Annotated in this window: 21 protein-coding genes; 5 read left to right on the forward strand and 16 right to left on the reverse strand. The window is 27.5% G+C overall.

Going from position 1 to position 17,546, the window contains the following annotated elements; translation table 11 throughout:
• Positions 1 to 15 precede the first annotated feature (15 nt).
• The 16 genes from BT997_RS15345 to BT997_RS07380 all read right to left on the reverse strand — a co-directional run bounded on the left by BT997_RS15345 (position 16) and on the right by BT997_RS07380 (position 12,680).
• On the reverse strand, positions 16 to 2,856 hold the full coding sequence (locus tag BT997_RS15345) for a transporter substrate-binding domain-containing protein (protein WP_083568545.1): 2,841 nt from the start codon (positions 2,854 to 2,856) through the stop codon (positions 16 to 18).
• On the reverse strand, positions 2,853 to 3,314 hold the full coding sequence (locus BT997_RS07315) for an N-acetyltransferase (protein ID WP_072680784.1): 462 nt from the start codon (positions 3,312 to 3,314) through the stop codon (positions 2,853 to 2,855). The genes BT997_RS15345 and BT997_RS07315 overlap by 4 nt, the downstream gene beginning before the upstream one ends.
• Positions 3,304 to 3,906, reverse strand: coding sequence for a ribosome biogenesis GTP-binding protein YihA/YsxC (gene yihA, locus BT997_RS07320; protein ID WP_072680785.1), 603 nt, complete (start codon positions 3,904 to 3,906; stop codon positions 3,304 to 3,306). The genes BT997_RS07315 and yihA overlap by 11 nt, the downstream gene beginning before the upstream one ends.
• Positions 3,906 to 4,388, reverse strand: a complete 483-nt coding sequence (locus BT997_RS07325; protein WP_258239444.1) for an LptA/OstA family protein — start codon at positions 4,386 to 4,388, stop codon at positions 3,906 to 3,908. The genes yihA and BT997_RS07325 overlap by 1 nt, the downstream gene beginning before the upstream one ends.
• A gap of 12 nt (positions 4,389 to 4,400) precedes the next feature.
• Positions 4,401 to 4,931: a hypothetical protein gene (locus BT997_RS07330; protein ID WP_072680787.1), complete on the reverse strand. Its 531-nt coding sequence runs from the start codon at positions 4,929 to 4,931 to the stop codon at positions 4,401 to 4,403.
• On the reverse strand, positions 4,922 to 5,419 hold the full coding sequence (locus BT997_RS07335; protein WP_072680788.1) for an HAD family hydrolase: 498 nt from the start codon (positions 5,417 to 5,419) through the stop codon (positions 4,922 to 4,924). The genes BT997_RS07330 and BT997_RS07335 overlap by 10 nt, the downstream gene beginning before the upstream one ends.
• Positions 5,416 to 5,988, reverse strand: coding sequence for an imidazoleglycerol-phosphate dehydratase HisB (hisB, locus tag BT997_RS07340; RefSeq protein ID WP_072680789.1), 573 nt, complete (start codon positions 5,986 to 5,988; stop codon positions 5,416 to 5,418). Before hisB ends, BT997_RS07335 begins: the two co-directional genes overlap by 4 nt.
• Positions 5,989 to 5,996: 8 nt before the next feature.
• Positions 5,997 to 6,785 carry a septal ring lytic transglycosylase RlpA family protein gene (locus tag BT997_RS07345; protein WP_258239445.1) on the reverse strand — a complete coding sequence of 263 codons (789 nt, stop codon included), beginning with the start codon at positions 6,783 to 6,785 and terminating at the stop codon, positions 5,997 to 5,999.
• On the reverse strand, positions 6,772 to 8,178 hold the full coding sequence (locus tag BT997_RS07350; protein WP_072680790.1) for a lytic transglycosylase domain-containing protein: 1,407 nt from the start codon (positions 8,176 to 8,178) through the stop codon (positions 6,772 to 6,774). Before BT997_RS07350 ends, BT997_RS07345 begins: the two co-directional genes overlap by 14 nt.
• Positions 8,179 to 8,214: 36 nt before the next feature.
• On the reverse strand, positions 8,215 to 9,003 hold the full coding sequence (locus tag BT997_RS07355) for a TatD family hydrolase (RefSeq protein ID WP_072680791.1): 789 nt from the start codon (positions 9,001 to 9,003) through the stop codon (positions 8,215 to 8,217).
• Positions 9,000 to 9,305: a hypothetical protein gene (locus tag BT997_RS07360; protein WP_072680792.1), complete on the reverse strand. Its 306-nt coding sequence runs from the start codon at positions 9,303 to 9,305 to the stop codon at positions 9,000 to 9,002. Before BT997_RS07360 ends, BT997_RS07355 begins: the two co-directional genes overlap by 4 nt.
• Before the next feature lie 53 nt (positions 9,306 to 9,358).
• Positions 9,359 to 10,687 (reverse strand): ATP-dependent protease ATPase subunit HslU, encoded by a 1,329-nt coding sequence (hslU, locus tag BT997_RS07365; protein ID WP_072680793.1) that lies wholly within the window; start codon positions 10,685 to 10,687, stop codon positions 9,359 to 9,361.
• Between the two features lie 7 nt (positions 10,688 to 10,694).
• Complete coding sequence (gene hslV, locus BT997_RS07370; RefSeq protein ID WP_072680794.1) at positions 10,695 to 11,231, reverse strand: ATP-dependent protease subunit HslV; 537 nt, start codon at positions 11,229 to 11,231, stop codon at positions 10,695 to 10,697.
• 3 nt (positions 11,232 to 11,234) lie between these two features.
• The gene (rplI, locus tag BT997_RS07375; RefSeq protein WP_072680795.1) at positions 11,235 to 11,681 is read right to left on the reverse strand and encodes a 50S ribosomal protein L9; all 447 of its coding nucleotides are present in this window, start codon (positions 11,679 to 11,681) and stop codon (positions 11,235 to 11,237) included.
• A gap of 122 nt (positions 11,682 to 11,803) precedes the next feature.
• Positions 11,804 to 11,959 carry a hypothetical protein gene (locus tag BT997_RS15545; RefSeq protein ID WP_174247211.1) on the reverse strand — a complete coding sequence of 52 codons (156 nt, stop codon included), beginning with the start codon at positions 11,957 to 11,959 and terminating at the stop codon, positions 11,804 to 11,806.
• Between the two features lie 79 nt (positions 11,960 to 12,038).
• Positions 12,039 to 12,680, reverse strand: coding sequence for a recombinase family protein (locus BT997_RS07380; protein WP_072680796.1), 642 nt, complete (start codon positions 12,678 to 12,680; stop codon positions 12,039 to 12,041).
• 236 nt (positions 12,681 to 12,916) lie between these two features.
• Here BT997_RS07380 and BT997_RS07385 point away from each other — a divergent pair, with 236 nt between their 5' ends.
• Genes BT997_RS07385 through speA form a run of 5 tightly spaced genes read left to right on the forward strand, consistent with a single transcriptional unit; the run spans position 12,917 to position 17,546 of the window.
• The gene (locus BT997_RS07385; protein ID WP_072680797.1) at positions 12,917 to 13,471 is read left to right on the forward strand and encodes a UbiX family flavin prenyltransferase; all 555 of its coding nucleotides are present in this window, start codon (positions 12,917 to 12,919) and stop codon (positions 13,469 to 13,471) included.
• A 32-nt stretch (positions 13,472 to 13,503) separates the two neighbouring features.
• Entirely contained in the window at positions 13,504 to 13,977 is a 474-nt protein-coding gene (coaD, locus tag BT997_RS07390) for a pantetheine-phosphate adenylyltransferase (RefSeq protein ID WP_072681049.1), read from the forward strand.
• Positions 13,965 to 14,531, forward strand: a complete 567-nt coding sequence (gene tmk, locus BT997_RS07395; RefSeq protein ID WP_072680798.1) for a dTMP kinase — start codon at positions 13,965 to 13,967, stop codon at positions 14,529 to 14,531. Before coaD ends, tmk begins: the two co-directional genes overlap by 13 nt.
• Positions 14,524 to 15,747: a histidine--tRNA ligase gene (hisS, locus tag BT997_RS07400; RefSeq protein ID WP_072680799.1), complete on the forward strand. Its 1,224-nt coding sequence runs from the start codon at positions 14,524 to 14,526 to the stop codon at positions 15,745 to 15,747. Before tmk ends, hisS begins: the two co-directional genes overlap by 8 nt.
• Positions 15,747 to 17,546, forward strand: a complete 1,800-nt coding sequence (gene speA, locus BT997_RS07405; RefSeq protein WP_143145169.1) for a biosynthetic arginine decarboxylase — start codon at positions 15,747 to 15,749, stop codon at positions 17,544 to 17,546. The genes hisS and speA overlap by 1 nt, the downstream gene beginning before the upstream one ends.

Below are 17,546 nucleotides of genomic sequence, written 5' to 3' on the forward strand. Positions count from 1 at the left end.
TACCTTTTGAAAACTTTATTCAAAAGGTATTTTTACTTTAAAAGTTGCTCCATCACTACTGTTTTCTACACTTAAAACACCATTACAATGATCATTTATAATGATTTTACTCATATAGAGCCCTAATCCTGTTCCATCTTTATTCTTCTTTGTAGAAAAATAAGGATCAAAGATTTTTTCTAATATATCTTCTGGTATTCCATTTGCATTGTCACTTATTTCTACAATGGAATATTTCTCTTCACAATACGTTTTTATAACTATTTTTGGTTCAAGTATAAGATTATCAACTAAAGCATCTTCAGCATTTTTTATTAAATTAAGTATTACTTGATTAACTTCTGTTGCAAAAATATTTAGATTTTCATTACATTGAAAATCTGTAGTAAGTATTATATTATTTGATTGTAAAGAGTTTCTAACAATTGAAATAGAATTTTCAATGATACTTTCTAATGTTGCATCTGTTTTATCTTTATCAGTTTTAAAAAAGTTTCTAAAATCATCTATTGTCATAGATAAATGTTGAGAATAGTCAGATATAAGATTTATCTCTTTTTGTAAATCTTTTTTTTCAATTTTATCATCAATAATCATTCTAATTAATAAGTTATTTGTAGTTGCAGAAATTGCTGTTAAAGGTTGTCGCCATTGATGTGCAATCATTGAAATCATTTCACCCATTTGTGCAAGTCTACTTTGTTGAAGAAGTTGTTTCGTTTTCTCTTCATTCTTTTTTACTTCTTTTTTTACTTTATCTTCTAGATTATGAGTTAAGATACTTAATTCATTTTCCATATGCTTTCTTTTGTCTATATTTCTCCAAACTACATGTAATAAAGACTCTTCATCTATATTAATTGGAGTTAATACTACTTCAAGCCATATCTTCTTATCATCTTTTGTTCTATGAAGAAACTCAAAAGTATTTGAACCTTTTTCAATTGCAATATTTATCATTTTATGTATATTTTCAATAGAATTTAAACCATCTAATTGATATAAAGGGAAAAGGTCATCTTCTTTTAGATTTATAAACTCTTCTTTTTTATCATAAGATAATAGTTTAAAAGCAACATCATTACAATCTATAATCTTTTTATCATTTATACTCATAAGAAAAATACCATCAGAAGATTCATAATAAATCTTTTCAAAAAGTTCTTTTTGTTTTGCTAACTGTCGAGATTTTCGTTGAAGTTCAATGGTTTTAATTTCGATTTCATGGTTTGCTTCTTGTAATTTCTTATTATGCTTATTCAAAATATACTGTCTATAAAAAAGTATAAGTAAAATAATTAAAATAATTACTCCAATTTCCCATAACTTAGAATAATTAACTAGATTCTCAAACTTAACAGAAAGCCATCTATTCTTAATATCTTGGGATTCATTTTTACTAATGGCATTTATACCTTTATTAATTATTGGAATAAGCTCTTCATAATCATTTCTAACCATGATTCTAACATCAAAGTCAAATTCTGTAGTACCTGAAATTTTTAAGTTTTTAAAACCATAATTACCAATAAGATGGGAGAGAACAGGTAAGATATCTACAACAGCATAAACATCACCCTTTGAAAGTAAACGTAATGCCTCAAAATTATCATCTACTTCAACAAAATCTATATCAGGATATTTATCTTTTAAAATTTGATATGCACTATAAGATCTTCCTACAGCTACTTTTTTGTTATTTAAAGATTTAGTATCAGATATATATCTTTTATCCAATGTAGTAGCAATAGCAATAGGATATGAGACATAAGGAATAGAAAACCTTCCATATAACAATTTATCATCTGTAATTGCAGTAGAAAGTGTTAAATCTACTTCTTTATTTTTAATTAATTCCAATACTTCATGAAAAGTATCCACTGATTTACAATTAGAGCTTATTAATGTTTTTTCTTTTATTAAATTCCAAAAATCATATGAAATTCCATTTAATTTTCCTGATTCTTTAAAATTAAATGGAGCCCAAGAGTTTGTTGTAACACATCTTAGATTATTTTTTATAAGAAAAGATCTTTCAGAACCAGTCAAATTTACTATTGATGATTTATATGAGCTATCATTAGGAGTGTAAATACTAATCCACTTTGAATGTAATAAGTCCCATTCTTTGTTTGTCAAAGAAGAGAATACTTTGTTTATAATAGAGTATAAAACCTTATCATCTTTTACTATACCAAATCGTAAATCAGTTTTTTTTAAATTCGGTAAATTTAATTTATCTAATACTTTCATATTAGTATATTTACTGTTTTTTATAGCTATTTGAGTACTTAATAAATGTCCAAATATAACATCTACTTTACCAAAAGCAAGAGCTTTTAGTTTATCTTGAAAACTATCATATTCTACAAGTTCAAATATACCTAAATCTTTTATCTGTTGTTTATAAAATATATTTTTTGTAATACCTAGCTTTTTACCTTTTAAAGAATCTAATCCCACATAAGAATTTAAATCTTTTCTTGAAAATATTACAAGAGGTACTTCATAATATGGTTTTGTATAATTAGTAAAAGCTAACCTACTCTCTCTAAAAGAAATCGCATCTATAATATCAACTTCTTTTTCTTTAAACTTTTTAAGGTTAACTGGCCAATTGTCTATTTCATATTTTATATTCAAACCACTTTTTTGAGTAATTAATTCTAAAATATCGTGAGAATAACCTTCAAGTTTTTCATTTTCATATATACTAAAAGGGGGAAAGTCAGGAAGCATTGCAACTTTAACTTCCCTAGTATTTATATAGTTTTTTTCTTCTAAAGTAAAATTTAATTCAGCATGAGCGTTTAAAATAAAAAATGTTAAAAAAACAAATTTTAATAAACTTCTCATAAATCATAGACCATAGCTATTTCATCACATTTGGGGAAATATTTACATCTAATACAATCTGCCCAAATCTTATGTTCAGGTATTTGTTCTTTTTCAATTTCATCAAAGCCTAACTTTTCGAAAAATTCTTTTTGATATGTTAAAGATAAAATTTGATTTAATCCTAAGTTTTTACCTTCTTCTATACACGATTCAACAAGTTTTTTTCCTAAACTAAGCCCTCTAAATTTCTTTGATACAACAAGGCTCCTAACCTCTGAAAGTCTTGCAGAATGAATATGTAAAGCGGTAAAACCAGCAATTTCACCATCTACTTCAACAACAGTATAAGATCTAATTGTATTTGCCATTTCATCTTCAGTTCGTAAAAGAATAGTACCATTATCAACTTCTTCTTTTACTACTTCTTGCATCTTTTTTATATGTGTTACATTAGGCTTAAAAAAATTAATTTCCAAATAAATATCCTGTTATAGCATTTTGTAAATCAATCATTCCTCTCTTTTTAAGATTAGAAATAAATATTCCATTTGGATTTTCTCTTTTTAGCTTTTGTAAATCATTTTGCTTTAATTTATCAATTTTTGTAAAAGCATTAATAATAATCTGGTCACCTCTTTTGTGTTGTTTTAAAAACTCATCAACATTTTTATCAATTGCCAAATCAGTATGTCTTGCATCAATTAAATGAACAAAAATTTGTAAACATGGTCTCTCTTCTAAGTAACCAGTTAAGTTTCTATTCCAATCTTTTTTTAAACTTTTTGAAACTCTTGCATAACCAAATCCAGGTAAATCAACAAATCTAGCAAAAAGATAAGGAAGTTCCTCATTTTCAGTCTTAAATTTAATATCAAAATAGTTAATCAACTGTGTTTTACCAGGAGTTGAAGATGATTTAGCTAAACCTTTTCTATTAACAAGAGTGTTTAACAAAGATGATTTTCCAACATTACTACGCCCTAAAAAAGCCACTTCAGCTCTATCAGGACTAGGAGAATCTACAATACTTTGAGCAGAAGTCAAAAATTGCGCATCAACAATTTTCATTATTTATCCCCATTTTCAATATTTAAGATAAATCTAACAGGTTTTTTCTTACTACCACTAACTTTTGCACTTCCAGTCAATTGATTAATAAAAATCTTTTCTCCAAACAATTCTCTATCTTCTGTCACTTCTTTTAAATAACCATTTCCAATAACTGTATATTCTTGCTTATCAGGGTTATAAATTACTTTATTACCTTTACCTTTATAATGCTTTTCATTTGAAACAATTTCAAAATCTACATTTCCTGTAGCAATATATTTTAAAGGTTTTTTAGCTTTACCTTTAGTTTGTGGTTTTACATAAATTTCTAGTTTGTCAGAATTTAATTTATCTTTAGCCATTTTTAATTTTACATCACCTGTAAATATAGAAAGACCTTTTGCATCGTTTGTTTCAAAATTGCTTGCATCTATTATTAATTTTTGTGTATCTGCAAAAATTGACGTTACACAAATTAAAAAACCTATTAAAAATTTCATAATATAATTCCTTTATTTTTTTTCAACTTCAACTTCAAAATGAGTTTTGTTTGCCTTCATATGATATTTATTCAAATTTAAATATATATTCTGCCCTTTAATATAATTATTAAAGTAAGTGCCTTCAAATGGTAATGTATTTGTAGCAATACCTGTTTTATCATTATAAAATAACTCATTTGTATTTAATGTAATATAATTATCTCTTCTATATTTAACATTATTTAAAAATTTGAAATCATCACCTCTTTTTATAATAACATCAGAAAATAAAACATCTGTAATTTCTTTATTATTTTTATCTTTACCTTTTAAAGTTAGAACACCATCATACATAACATCTCGATTTTTATATCTCAATGCTTCTTTAGAATCTACAATTCTATGCATACTATCTGTAGTAAGTGTATACATTGTGGAATCTTTAAAAGTCAAAAGTGCAATATCTTCATTTGCACCTTTTTTTGTTTTATCTTCTACTGGAATGAAATAACTTAATATTGACAAACCCAAAAGAGCAAAGATAAAAATTCTTATAACCATGCGTTTATAAAATCCTCTTCTATACCATCTTCTTTAATGATATATTCAATCATTTCTCTCACTGCTCCACTTCCACCATAAGAGTTACATTGTACATTTACAATCTCTTTTATATATTTAGAACCATTAGCAGGAGTAAATGATATTCCTGCTTTTTTAAGCATTTTATAATCATTTAAATCATCACCAATAGCTGCAACTTCATGCCAAGAAAGATTTTCTTCTTTTAGAATATTTTCTATAATTTCATCTTTATTATGAACACCTTGATAAAGATGTTCGATTTTTAAATCTTTAGCTCGTTTTTCTACTATTAAAGAAGTACGTCCAGTAATTATTGCAGCTTTTTTCCCAAGTTTTTTTGTCCATGTTGCAATTGCTAAACCATCTGATACATCAAATGTTTTTAATTCATCTCCATTATTAGAGTATGTAATTCCACCATCTGTTAATGTACCATCAACATCAAGTACTAAAAGCTTAATCATAAAACACCTTTAGTACTTGGTATTCCTAACTTCTCATTTTTAGCCATTGCACGTCTTAAAGCAACAGCAAAGGCTTTAAAGCTAGCTTCGATAATATGGTGCTTATTTCTTCCTCTATCTTGGATAATATGTACTGTTAATCCTGCATTTCCAGCAATTGCATGAAAAAACTCTTCAACTAACTCAGTATCAAATTCCCCAACCTTTCCTGAAACATTAACTTCATAAACTAAAAAAGGTCTATTAGATAAATCTAAAGCACATGTAGAAGAAGCTTCATCCATTACTACAGTTGCATTTCCATATCTTTCAACTTTTTCAATTGGGAATATTTCATCTTTTAAAGCTTTTCCTAATACTATTCCACAATCTTCAACAGTATGGTGAGCATCTACATGTAAATCACCATTACATGATAAATCAATATCAATACCACTATGCTTAGAAAAAGCTTCTAGCATATGGTCAAAAAAACCTACACCGGTACTAATATTTGATGTACCATTACCATTGATATCAATTTTACACTTGATATCTGTTTCTTTTGTTTTTCTATTAAGTTCTGTCATAAATATTCCTATTCAGCAATAATCATTGCACTATTTAAATCGTGATTAGCTTTAAAATCTCTAGCTTCAGCCTCTGACCTAAATCCACTAATCCAAACTCTATTTAAATCTGTACTTTTAATTACAACTTTATATCTATTTTCAAGTGCCATTTCAAATTTTCTTTTTGTAATTTTCGCACCCTCTAATCTACTAAATGCTCCAACTTGAACATAATATTTTCCTACTGTCGCAACTTCAGCTTTTTCTGCTTTTGTTTTTGCAATTTTTGCATGGAATCCAAGAACAGTAACACTAACTCTTGCAGTACCTTTTCTTACCATTCCAATATCATGTGCAGCTTTATTTGAAAGATCAATTATTCTACCAGAGACAAAAGGTCCTCTATCATTTATTCTTACAATAACAGATTTCCCATTATCTTTATTATCAACTCTAACCATTGTATTCATTGGTAAGGTTTTATGTGCTGCTGTGTCTGCATACATATTATAAATTTCACCATTAGATGTTTTTTTAGAATGAAAATTTGGTCCATACCAAGAAGCAATACCTCTTTGAACATCACCTATTTTTGCCAGTGTAGGATAATATCTTTTACCAGCAATAGTATAAGGTCTCATCGTTGCTCTATGCATTGCTTTAGAGTTTCTTATTTTCTCTTTTGGAATATCTTTATAAACTCTTTTCCCAATATAAGGGCCACTACTAGATTTAGAAGAACATCCAGTAAAAATGAAACTTGCACTTACAATAGCAAGAAAAGAAAATTTAATTGTTTTTTTATCTAAGAACAAGTCTATCTCCAATTTTTAATAATGTATTCTTCATTTTATTATCTTTCATAAGCTTTTTAACACCTATTTTGTGTTTTCTAGCAATTGAATATAAAGAATCACCACTTTTTACAGTATATTTTTTAACTCTTTTTTTAGATCTTTTCTCTTCAACAAATTTTATTTTTCCAATCATATCACTAGGAATTGGTAAAACTATTTTTTGTTTTAGTGATAATCTACTTGATTTAAAATTATTATAATCTTTTATCAATTTAGTTGGAACTTTATACTTTCTAGAAATTCCAGAAAGAGTATCTCCTCTTTTTACAATATGAATTGCAAATTTTGTATCTTGAATATCATCTCTGTTTTCGTTAAATCTTGTTAGCCTACTATATGGAATATTAATAGTATAGTATTTATCTGTAGGGGGAATAATAGACTGTTTTATGTGTTTATTAAGTTTTAATAAATCAATATAAGTCATACCAATAGAGTTTGCAACATTTTTTAAATGTAATCCACCTTTTACTGGCACAGTAGCAATAGTTTGAGAGATTCCCATATTTAGTAAATGTGAATTTTCATCATGCTTAATAAAATTTTGAGAATTCATCATAGCTAAAGAGATGATCTTTCGAATATATCTTCTACTCTCTTTTGGTAAATATTGTCTATCTAAACCTTTTTGAACAATTAATAAATCTTCAACATCAGGTTTAATATCCCATTTTGAAACTTCTTTATAAATTCGTCCTAATTTAAAAAAAGGAACTTTTCTTTGTTGATAAGCTTTAATTGTTTTTCTATAATCTTGTATTTTCTTACTATTTTTTTCTTCAGGGTGCTTTTCAACATACATATCTAAAGTAGCTCTTGTAATTGCTTCAATTACTCTACCTTCACCACAGTTATAAGAAATTGCTGCTAAATACCATTTTCCAAATCTATCATGAAGTGCATTAAGATATTTTGCCGCTGAAAATGTAGATTTAACTAAATCCATTCTTTCATCAACATACATATCATTTCTTAATCCATATCTTTTCGCTGTTCCAGACATAAATTGCCAAAGACCAGTAGCTCTTACATGAGATCTTGCATCAATAGAAAAATTTGATTCTGCCATTGCCATATATATAAAAACATCAGGAATTCCTTCTTGTCTTAATATATCTTTTACTCTAGGCACAAAAAGCGATGCCTCGTTTAAGTTTTCCACATATTTATGAGAATTTCTTCTATTTTGAAACTGTTCGTACACTTCTTGTAACTTATAATCAGTAATAAAAGAAGATTTAATATCTAAATCTTCAAGTATCTGAATATCTCTTTGAGAAAAATTTGAACCTATTAATGAAGCGTGTGAATAGATAGAAAAAATCATAATTAATATAATAAATTTTTTCAAATACAATCCTATTTTTTAAAATAGGTAATATTTTATCTAAATTATTGTAGAAAACTGCTTAAATAACGAGATAGTGTTATTTACAGTAATTTTTTCAACCTCTTCTTTACTGATTTCAAGTAGCTCAGAAATTTTATCTGCCACATAGTTTGTATAAGCAGGTTCATTTCTTTTTCCTCTAAAAGGATGAGGAGTTAAATAAGGACCATCAGTTTCTAATAATAATTTATCTTGTGGAATTTTAGGAAGTATTTCTACGAGTTTTTTTGCATTTTTAAAAGTTAAAACCCCACCTATTCCAAAATAAAAATTATGTTCTGATAAAGGAAGAAGATGCTCACTTGCATTATAGCAATGTAAAACACCTCCAACTTCTTTTGCATTATAATCTATTAAAATCTGTTTTGAATCATCTGAAGCATCTCTAATGTGTATAATTAAAGGTTTTTTAACTTTTTTTGCAAATTCTACTTGAGAAATAAAAACTTCTTTTTGTTTTGCAATATTTTCTTTTTTTTCTTCTTCATCTTCTGGAAGCCGATAATAATCTAAACCACACTCTCCAACTGCAATACATTTTGGATGATTAATATATTTTTCCATAATAGATTCATCATATTGTTCTATATCGTAAGGATGAATTCCTACTGCAAAAAATACTTCATCATACTTTTCAGCCAATTTAATTGCTTGTGGTAAATCTTCAAAGTCTGCACCAGGAATTAAAAAACCTTTAACTCCATCTTCAAGTGCACGTTGTATAACAATATCAATATCATCATAATATTGTTTGTTGTCTAAGTGACAATGTGTATCAATGATTATGAGAAAGACCTTTTTTCAATTAAGTTTAATAAACCATTAATTTCACCTAAATCATCTGCTTTAATCCATGCATCAATTCCAAAGTTCTTAAAAGCTTCATAATCACTATCATCATCAATCACTGCAATTGAAACAAATTTATCTTCGCATGCATTTGATTTATTTTCTTCAAAATCAAAAATTGTGTTAATATCAATTATCGCAACAACTGCATCACCATCAGAACCACTATTATAATGTTCTACAGTATGTTTACTGTCAATTAAAGATTCATCGAATTCATTAAAAGTTACTATCTTCATATATTACTCCCAATTGCTAATTTATTAATTCTATCAAAAAAATAATTAAAATACTACAAGATATATCTTGCTGTATCCTCATCATCTATAATATCATCTAACTTTTCTTTTACTAATTCGTTTGTGATAATAATTTTTTCACCACTCTTCTCATCTGCTTCATAAGAAATATCTTCTATTACTTTCTCTATAACAGTATGAAGTCTTCTAGCACCAATATCTTCTGTTTTCTCATTTGCAGTAACTGAATATTTTGCAAAAGCATGAATAGCTTCATCATCAAACTCTAATTCAACTTCTTCAACAGCTAGTAAAGCTTGATACTGTCTTAAAAGAGAATTCTTTGTATTTGTTAAAATTTTATATAAAGCTTCTTCATCTAAATTATCTAACTCAACTCTTAAAGGAAACCTTCCTTGTAATTCAGGTAATAAATCACTAGGTTTAGAAACATGAAATGCACCCGCAGCTATAAATAAAATATGATCAGTTTTTATTTGTCCAAATTTAGTATGAACAGAACTTCCTTCAACTATTGGAAGTAAATCCCTTTGAACACCCTCTTTTGATGGATCTTGATTTTGATTTTTTGAACCAGTTGCAATTTTATCTATTTCATCTAAGAAAATTATACCACCATTTTCAGCTCTCTTAACTGCTTCTACTTTTATAGCCTCTTGGTCTAAAAGTTTATCACTTGCAACATCTCTTAAAAGAACTCTTGCATCTTTAATTGTTACTTCTTTTTTGATTTTTTCTTTATTAAGTCCACCAAGCATCTTATTAAGACTCTCTTGCATTGAAGTCATATCCATTGGCATTGAAGAGTCTAAAATTTCCACATGGGCTTTTTTAGGAATCTCTATCTCAATTTTTCTATCATCAATCTCGCCACTTAATAACTTCTCTTCCATCTTATTATATGTTTTAATAAAAGACTCTCTAGCACTATCTGTAGCACCTTCAGGTAAAGAAGGTACAAGTTTTTCAATAATTTGTTTATTAATCTCTTCTTCTAGTTTATCTTTTATTTTATTTTCATACTCTTTTGTAACAAGATTAATAGATTCATAAACTAAATCTCTAATCATAGATTCAACATCTCGACCAACAAAACCCACTTCTGTATATTTTGAAGCTTCTACTTTTATAAAAGGTAATCCCATCATCTTTGCAAGTCTTCTTGCAATCTCTGTTTTACCAACTCCAGTACTACCAATCATCAAAATATTTTTTGGCATAATCTCTTCACGTAATTCTGGTTCTACATTCATTCTTCTATATCTATTTCTCAAAGCAAGAGCAATAGTTTTTTTAGCATCATTTTGCCCAATAATATAATCATCTAAATATTTAACAATTTGCTTAGGTGTCATATCCATAAGTTTATTAATCCTCTATCTCTAATATTTTAATATTTTGGTTTGTATAAATACAAAGTTCTCCTGCAATCATAAGTGATTCTTTTACCAAATCAACAGGCTTAAGTTCAGAATGTTTAGCAAGTGCACGTGCTGCTGAAATAGCAAAATTTCCACCAGAACCAATTGAAGCTATACTTCCATCTTCTGGTTCAACAACATCACCAGTTCCACTTAAAATAAAAATATGTTCTTTATTTAAAACTATCATCATAGCTTCTAAACGTCTTAAAACTTTATCTTTTCTCCACTCTTTTGAGAAATTTACTACTGCTTTTAATAAATCACCTTTAGTATTTTCTAGATGACCTTCAAACATATCAAAAAGGTTAAAAGCATCTGCAGTACTTCCAGCAAATCCAGCTAGTATTTGGTCTTTATAAAGTCTTCTAATTTTTGTAGCATTACCTTTTAGAACAGTATTTCCAAAAGTAACTTGTCCATCTCCACCAATTACTGCTTGTCCTTGTCCTTTATAGGCAAGTATCGTAGTAGCATCAAACATTGATTATTCTCCAATAACTACTATAGATAAATTTGCATGAATACCATGACCTAATTTACAATCAGCTTCAAAAGTACCTTCTGCTTTGATTTTAGTTTTTAATGCAATAGCTTTTTTATCAATTTCTATAGAAAATTGTTCTTTTAATGCTTCACTAACTTCTTTGTTTGTAACAGAACCAATTAAATGTCCATTTGCACCAATTTTATGTTTTATTGTTAATTTTGTAGCATTTAATTTTTCAGAAAGTTCTTTTGCATCAGCAATTTCTTGAGCTTCTTTTTCAGCTTTTCTTTTTTGTTCTGCTTTATATTTTGCTAATACGTCATTTGTTGCATGTAAAGCTAAACCTTTTCCAATAAGGAAATTTTTTCCATAGCCGTCTTTTACTTCTTTAACTTCACCAGCTTTTCCTGTACCTTGTACATCTTTTAATAATAATACTTTCATAATTTCTCCAATTCTTTTAAAAGTTGGATATTTTACTATAAGTTGTTTGAAGTGAGTATTAATAATATATAATAATTTATTTTAGGATTTTAAAATTATTATTAGAATCTGAATATTCATATTCAAAATTCATTTGGATTAAAAAACATTTTAGAACTATTTGAATAATAAGTATTTTGACCAGTATTGACTATAGAATAAGTTGGCTTCTCAAAAGAGAAACCAACAACTGAAAAAGTTAAAAAAAGTGTTGTAGAAGAAATTAATTGTTTGTTCATGCTAATCCTTTTTGATTGAAACTGAACAATTATAAAATCAAAAATTTAACTAGAGTTAAATATAAAGTAAATTAACTACCTAACTTGCAATATCTAAAGTATTTGGCAGGTTATGTCTAATATTTCTCTTTTTTACATAATTATTTAAACCTATATGATTATTATATCCTAGTAGTTTTGCAATTTTTCTAACTGATAAACCAACAGCTAAAAGTTCTTCAATCTTATCTCTTTGTTTATCAAACTTAGATTTTTGAATAGTACCTTTTGGTTTTCCTAAAACTTCGCCTTTTAACTTTTTAGCAGTTAAAGCTTCTTTTGTTCTTAAACTCATTAACTCTTTTTCTAATCCGATTGTCATAGAAATTACACCAAGAATCATCTGAGTTAACATGTCTTTATCATCAACTAAATCCAAGTTTTGTTTTACAACAACTATTCTAATTTTATTTGAAAGTAAAAATTTAACTATCTCTAAAATAGTTTCAATTGTTCTTCCAAAAACATTTAAATCATAAACTAAAAGAGTAGAAGATGATTGACAGTTTTTTAGAAAATCTAAGATATTTCTTTCATCGTCTGGAGTATTTATTTGTACTTCAATTGCTTGATAAATAGAGAAATTATTCTTATTTATATAAGTCTCTAAACCTTTCTTTTGTTCTTTTGTATAGACCTCGTTATTATTATTTACTCTAACAAAACTAAAAATTTTAGACATGATTATTCCTTAGACAAAAAGTTTAATTATATATTTAATAATAAACAATATGTTTAAATAAAAATATATAAATGTTATACAAAATGATAATACATATTGACTTAACTTTTACTTAATTTTAAGTTTTCACAGTCTCTTTTTATTATTATTTATAAGATTCTTTCTTTCTGATTTGAAAATAAAGTGATTTTTAGCTAATATCTATCTCTTATTAAACATCATAAAGGTTTTAAAAATTGAAATTAGTTGTTGCTATTACAGGGGCTAGTGGTGCGAGGCTTGGGTTAAAATTTGTTGAAAATTTACCAAAAGAAATTGAAGCATTTATTATAGTTTCAAAAAGTGCTAAAAAATCACTAAAACTTGAAGAAAATCTTGATATTAACAAGGTATTAAAAAAAAGAGAAAATACCTATGTATTTAAAGAATCTCAAATAGAAGCACCTATTTCATCGGGTTCTTTTAAAACTGATAAAATGATAATTCTTCCTTGTTCAATGAATACCCTTGCTAAATGCGCAGTTGGTATTTCTGATAATCTAATTACTAGAGCTTTTACAGTTATGCTAAAAGAAAAAAGAGAAGTAGTACTAGCTCCTAGAGAGATGCCTTTATCTACCATTGCTTTAGAAAATATGTTAAAGCTTTCAAACTTAGGTATTACTATTGCACCTCCAACATTAGCCTATTATTCAGAACAAAGCTCTTTAGAGCAGATGGAAGATTTTCTAATTGGTAAGTGGTTTGATTTATTGAAAATAGAACATAATTTATATAAAAGATGGAAATAAAAATGGCAAAGAAAAAAAAAGATAAAGAAGTAATGGCATCTTATAAAAAAGCTATTTATAGTGGAACATTCGATCCTATTACTAACGGTCATATGGATATTATCACAAGGGCAGCAAAAATCTTTGATGAAGTAATAATTGCAGTAGCGAAAAGTGAGAGAAAAAGTCCAATGTTCTCCCATAAACAAAGAGTAGAATATGCAAAAGCTGCAACAAAGCATATAAAAGGTGTAAAAGTGATCGGATTTGATACTCTTCTAGTTGATTTAGCTACAGACTTAAAAGTAAATACAATTATAAGAGGGTTGCGTGCCGTATCTGATTTTGAATATGAGCTACAAATGGGATATGCAAACTCATCAATAAATGATGATATAGAAACACTTTACCTAATGCCAACACTTGAAAATGCATTTGTTTCATCAACAATTGTAAGAGAGATTATAAGATTTGATGGTAAGTTTTGTCATCTAGTTCCAGAAGAGGTTTTAAAATGTATGCAGTAATAGAAGGGGTTGATACGGCTGGAAAATCGACTCAATTAGATATTTTAAAAGAAAAATATCAAGAAGCTATTTTTACAAAAGAGCCAGGTGGTACAGAAATTGGATTAAAATTAAGAGAAATGGCTTTAAATGGTGAAGCAAAAAGTAAAGTAGCAGAGATGTTTTTATTTTTAGCAGATCGTGCAGAGCATATAGAAGAAGTAATTAAACCTAATGAAAACAGAATGGTTATTAGTGATAGAAGCGTTATTAGCGGTATTGCTTATGCATCTAATTTACCATTAGAAATAGTTACTACTTTAAATTTAATTGCTACAAGTAATATTCTTCCATCACATATTATTTTGCTTGAATTAACACCAGAAGAATTAACAAAAAGATTAGCAGGAAAATCTAATGATTCTATTGAATCTAGGGGGATAGACTACCTAATTGATATTCAAAACAGAATGAAAAAAACAATTGAAATGTTAAATTTAAATTATATATATATTGATGCTAGTTTAAGTATAGAAGAAATTGCACAAAAAATTGAGGAATTTATTAATGAGTAAACAAAATATTCAAAGCCTTAGGGGTATGAATGATATTTTAGGAGACAATAGCGAATTATTTACATATTTTATTGATAATGCTTCTAGAATCGCTAAAAACTATGGTTTTAGCTATTTAGAAACACCCATACTAGAAGAAACAGCACTTTTTAAAAGAAGTGTAGGAGAAAGTTCTGATATTGTAAATAAAGAGATGTATCAATTTATTGATAAAGGTGAAAATGACGTATGTTTAAGACCTGAAGGTACAGCAGGAGTTGTAAGAAGTTTTGTTCAAAATAAATTTGATAGAGCGGGCGGAACATATAGATGGTTTTACTATGGACCAATGTTTAGATATGAAAGACCTCAAAAAGGAAGACTAAGAGAATTCCATCAATTTGGTGCAGAAGTTTTTGGTGTAAGTTCAGTTTATGAAGATGCAAATATCATTATGATGTTAAAAGATATATTAGATTTTTTCAAAATTGGATTCAATCTTCAACTAAATTCTTTAGGATGTCCTGATTGTATGCCAATGTATAGAGATAATCTAGTTAAGCATTTAACAAGTTTTAAAGATGAGCTTTGTGAAGACTGTAATAGACGTATAGAAACAAATCCTATAAGAGTTTTAGATTGTAAAAATGAAAACTGTCAAAAACTGTTATACAATGCTCCAAAAATCACAAACAATCTTTGTGAAAGATGTGATACTGATTTTGAAAAACTGAAAAAAATTTTAGACTTTAATGGTATTGAATATGAAATAGATACAAATTTAGTAAGAGGATTAGATTACTATTCACAAACTGCTTTTGAATTTACTTCATCAGAGATTGGAGCTCAAAGTGCAATTGCTGGTGGGGGTAGATATGACAGATTAGTTGAATTTTTAGGTGGAAGACCAACACCTGGAATTGGATTTGCAATTGGTATTGAAAGACTACTTGAATTAGTTAAAATAAATGAATCAAATGAAGATATAATTTATTTAGGAGCTATGAGTGATGAAGCTTTAAATACATTAACAAAAGTAGCTAGTTCGAAAAGAGGGACAACTAAAACTTTAATCGAATATACTCCAAGAGGATTTGGTAAACACTTTAAATTAGCAGAAAAACAAGGAGCAACTATTGTGGCACTTGTGGGAGAAAATGAATTAAAAGATGGAACAATTTATACAAAGAATCTTAAAACTAGTGTAGAAAGTACAATAAAACTAGAGGACTTTTAATATTGGAAAATTATGGTATTGATATATGGGCAGATGATAATTTTATTATCGAAGATGGTGTAGTTAAACTAAACTATGCATCTAACCCTGCTCTTATTAATATGGTTAAAGAGATTAGAGAAAAAGATTTTAAAGGACCCTTACTATTTAGATTTCCACATCTTATACAAAAACAAATAGACAAACTATACTCTTTATACGATAATGCGATAAATGAGTATGAATACAAAGGGAAATTTAATGCAGTTTTTCCTTTAAAAGTAAATCAGCTTCCAAATTTTTTAAAACCTCTTCTAAAAGCAGGTGAAAAATATAATTACGGATTAGAGGCAGGAAGTAAAGCTGAACTATTTCTTGCTATGACTTACAACAAAATTGGTGCTCCTATAACTATAAATGGATTTAAAGATAAAGAGATGGTTCATTTAGCTTTTATTGCACGAAAGATGGGGCATGACATTACAGTAATCATTGAAGGGTTAAATGAACTAGAAATGATTCTGGAAGTAGAAAAAGAGACAAGTCTTCCAACTCCAAATGTAGGTCTTAGAGTAAGACTTTTTAATTCAGGAAGTGGCGCTTGGGCAAAGTCTGGGGGAATTGATTCAAAATTTGGATTGAGTTCAACTGAGATTCTAGAAGCCTTTGAAATGTTAGAAGAGAATAATCTAATAAATATTTTAACAATGATTCACTTTCATATTGGCTCAGCTATGAATAGTATTAAGCCTTTAAAAAATGCTCTTAAAGAATCTGGACATATATATGCTGAGCTTAAAAATTTAGGTGCAGATAATTTAAGTGCTATAAATATTGGTGGAGGAATGGCTGTAGAGTATTCACAGTTTCAAAGAACTACACAATATAACCTACAAGAGTTTGCAAATGATGTAATATTTACATTAAAAAATATTGCACGTCAAAAAGGGGTTGAAGAGCCAAATATTTTTACAGAATCAGGAAGATTTATTAGTGCAAGTTCAACTGTATTAATTACTCCTGTTTTAGAGCTATTTTCAGCAGAGTATGATGCTGAAAATTTAAGGTTAAAAGAAAAAAACCCTCCTTTAATAGAAGAACTAAGAGAGCTATTTAACGATATAAATTCTAAAATGGCATTAGAATTTATGCATGATAGTATTGATCACTTAGAATCTTTACTTAAACTTTTTGATTTGGGATATATAGATTTAGAAGATAGAAGTAATGCAGAGATTCTTACAAATTTAATTATAAAAAAAGCTATTTGGCTTCTTGAAGTTGATGACTATGAAGAGCTAAAAAGAATAGACAATAAAATACAAGAAAAATATTTACTTAATTTTTCAATTTTTCAATCATTACCGGATTTTTGGGGAATCAAACAAGAGTTTCCAATAATGCCAATAACACATCTAAATAAAAAACCCACAAGAAGTGCTTCATTATGGGATATAACATGTGATAGTGATGGTGAAATAGAATTTAATCCTGAAAAACCTTTATATTTACATGATGTAAATTTAGATAAAGAAGAGTATTATCTTGGTTTCTTTCATGTTGGAGCATATCAAGATATATTAGGTATGAGGCATAATTTATTTTCTCATCCAACAGAAATAAATGTAGTTTTTGAAAACAACGAAGTGATACTAGAAAAAATTTTGGAGTCTCAAAAAATTATAGATATCCTTGAAGATATTGATTATGATACAAAAGAGATAAAAAATATATTGAAAAATAATTTAGATGACAATACTTATAAAATTTTAGAAAAATATTTAAATGAAAATAGTTATCTAAAGACTGCTTGGAGTTAA

Source organism: Arcobacter sp. LA11 (assembly GCF_001895145.1).
Lineage (GTDB): Bacteria > Campylobacterota > Campylobacteria > Campylobacterales > Arcobacteraceae > Halarcobacter.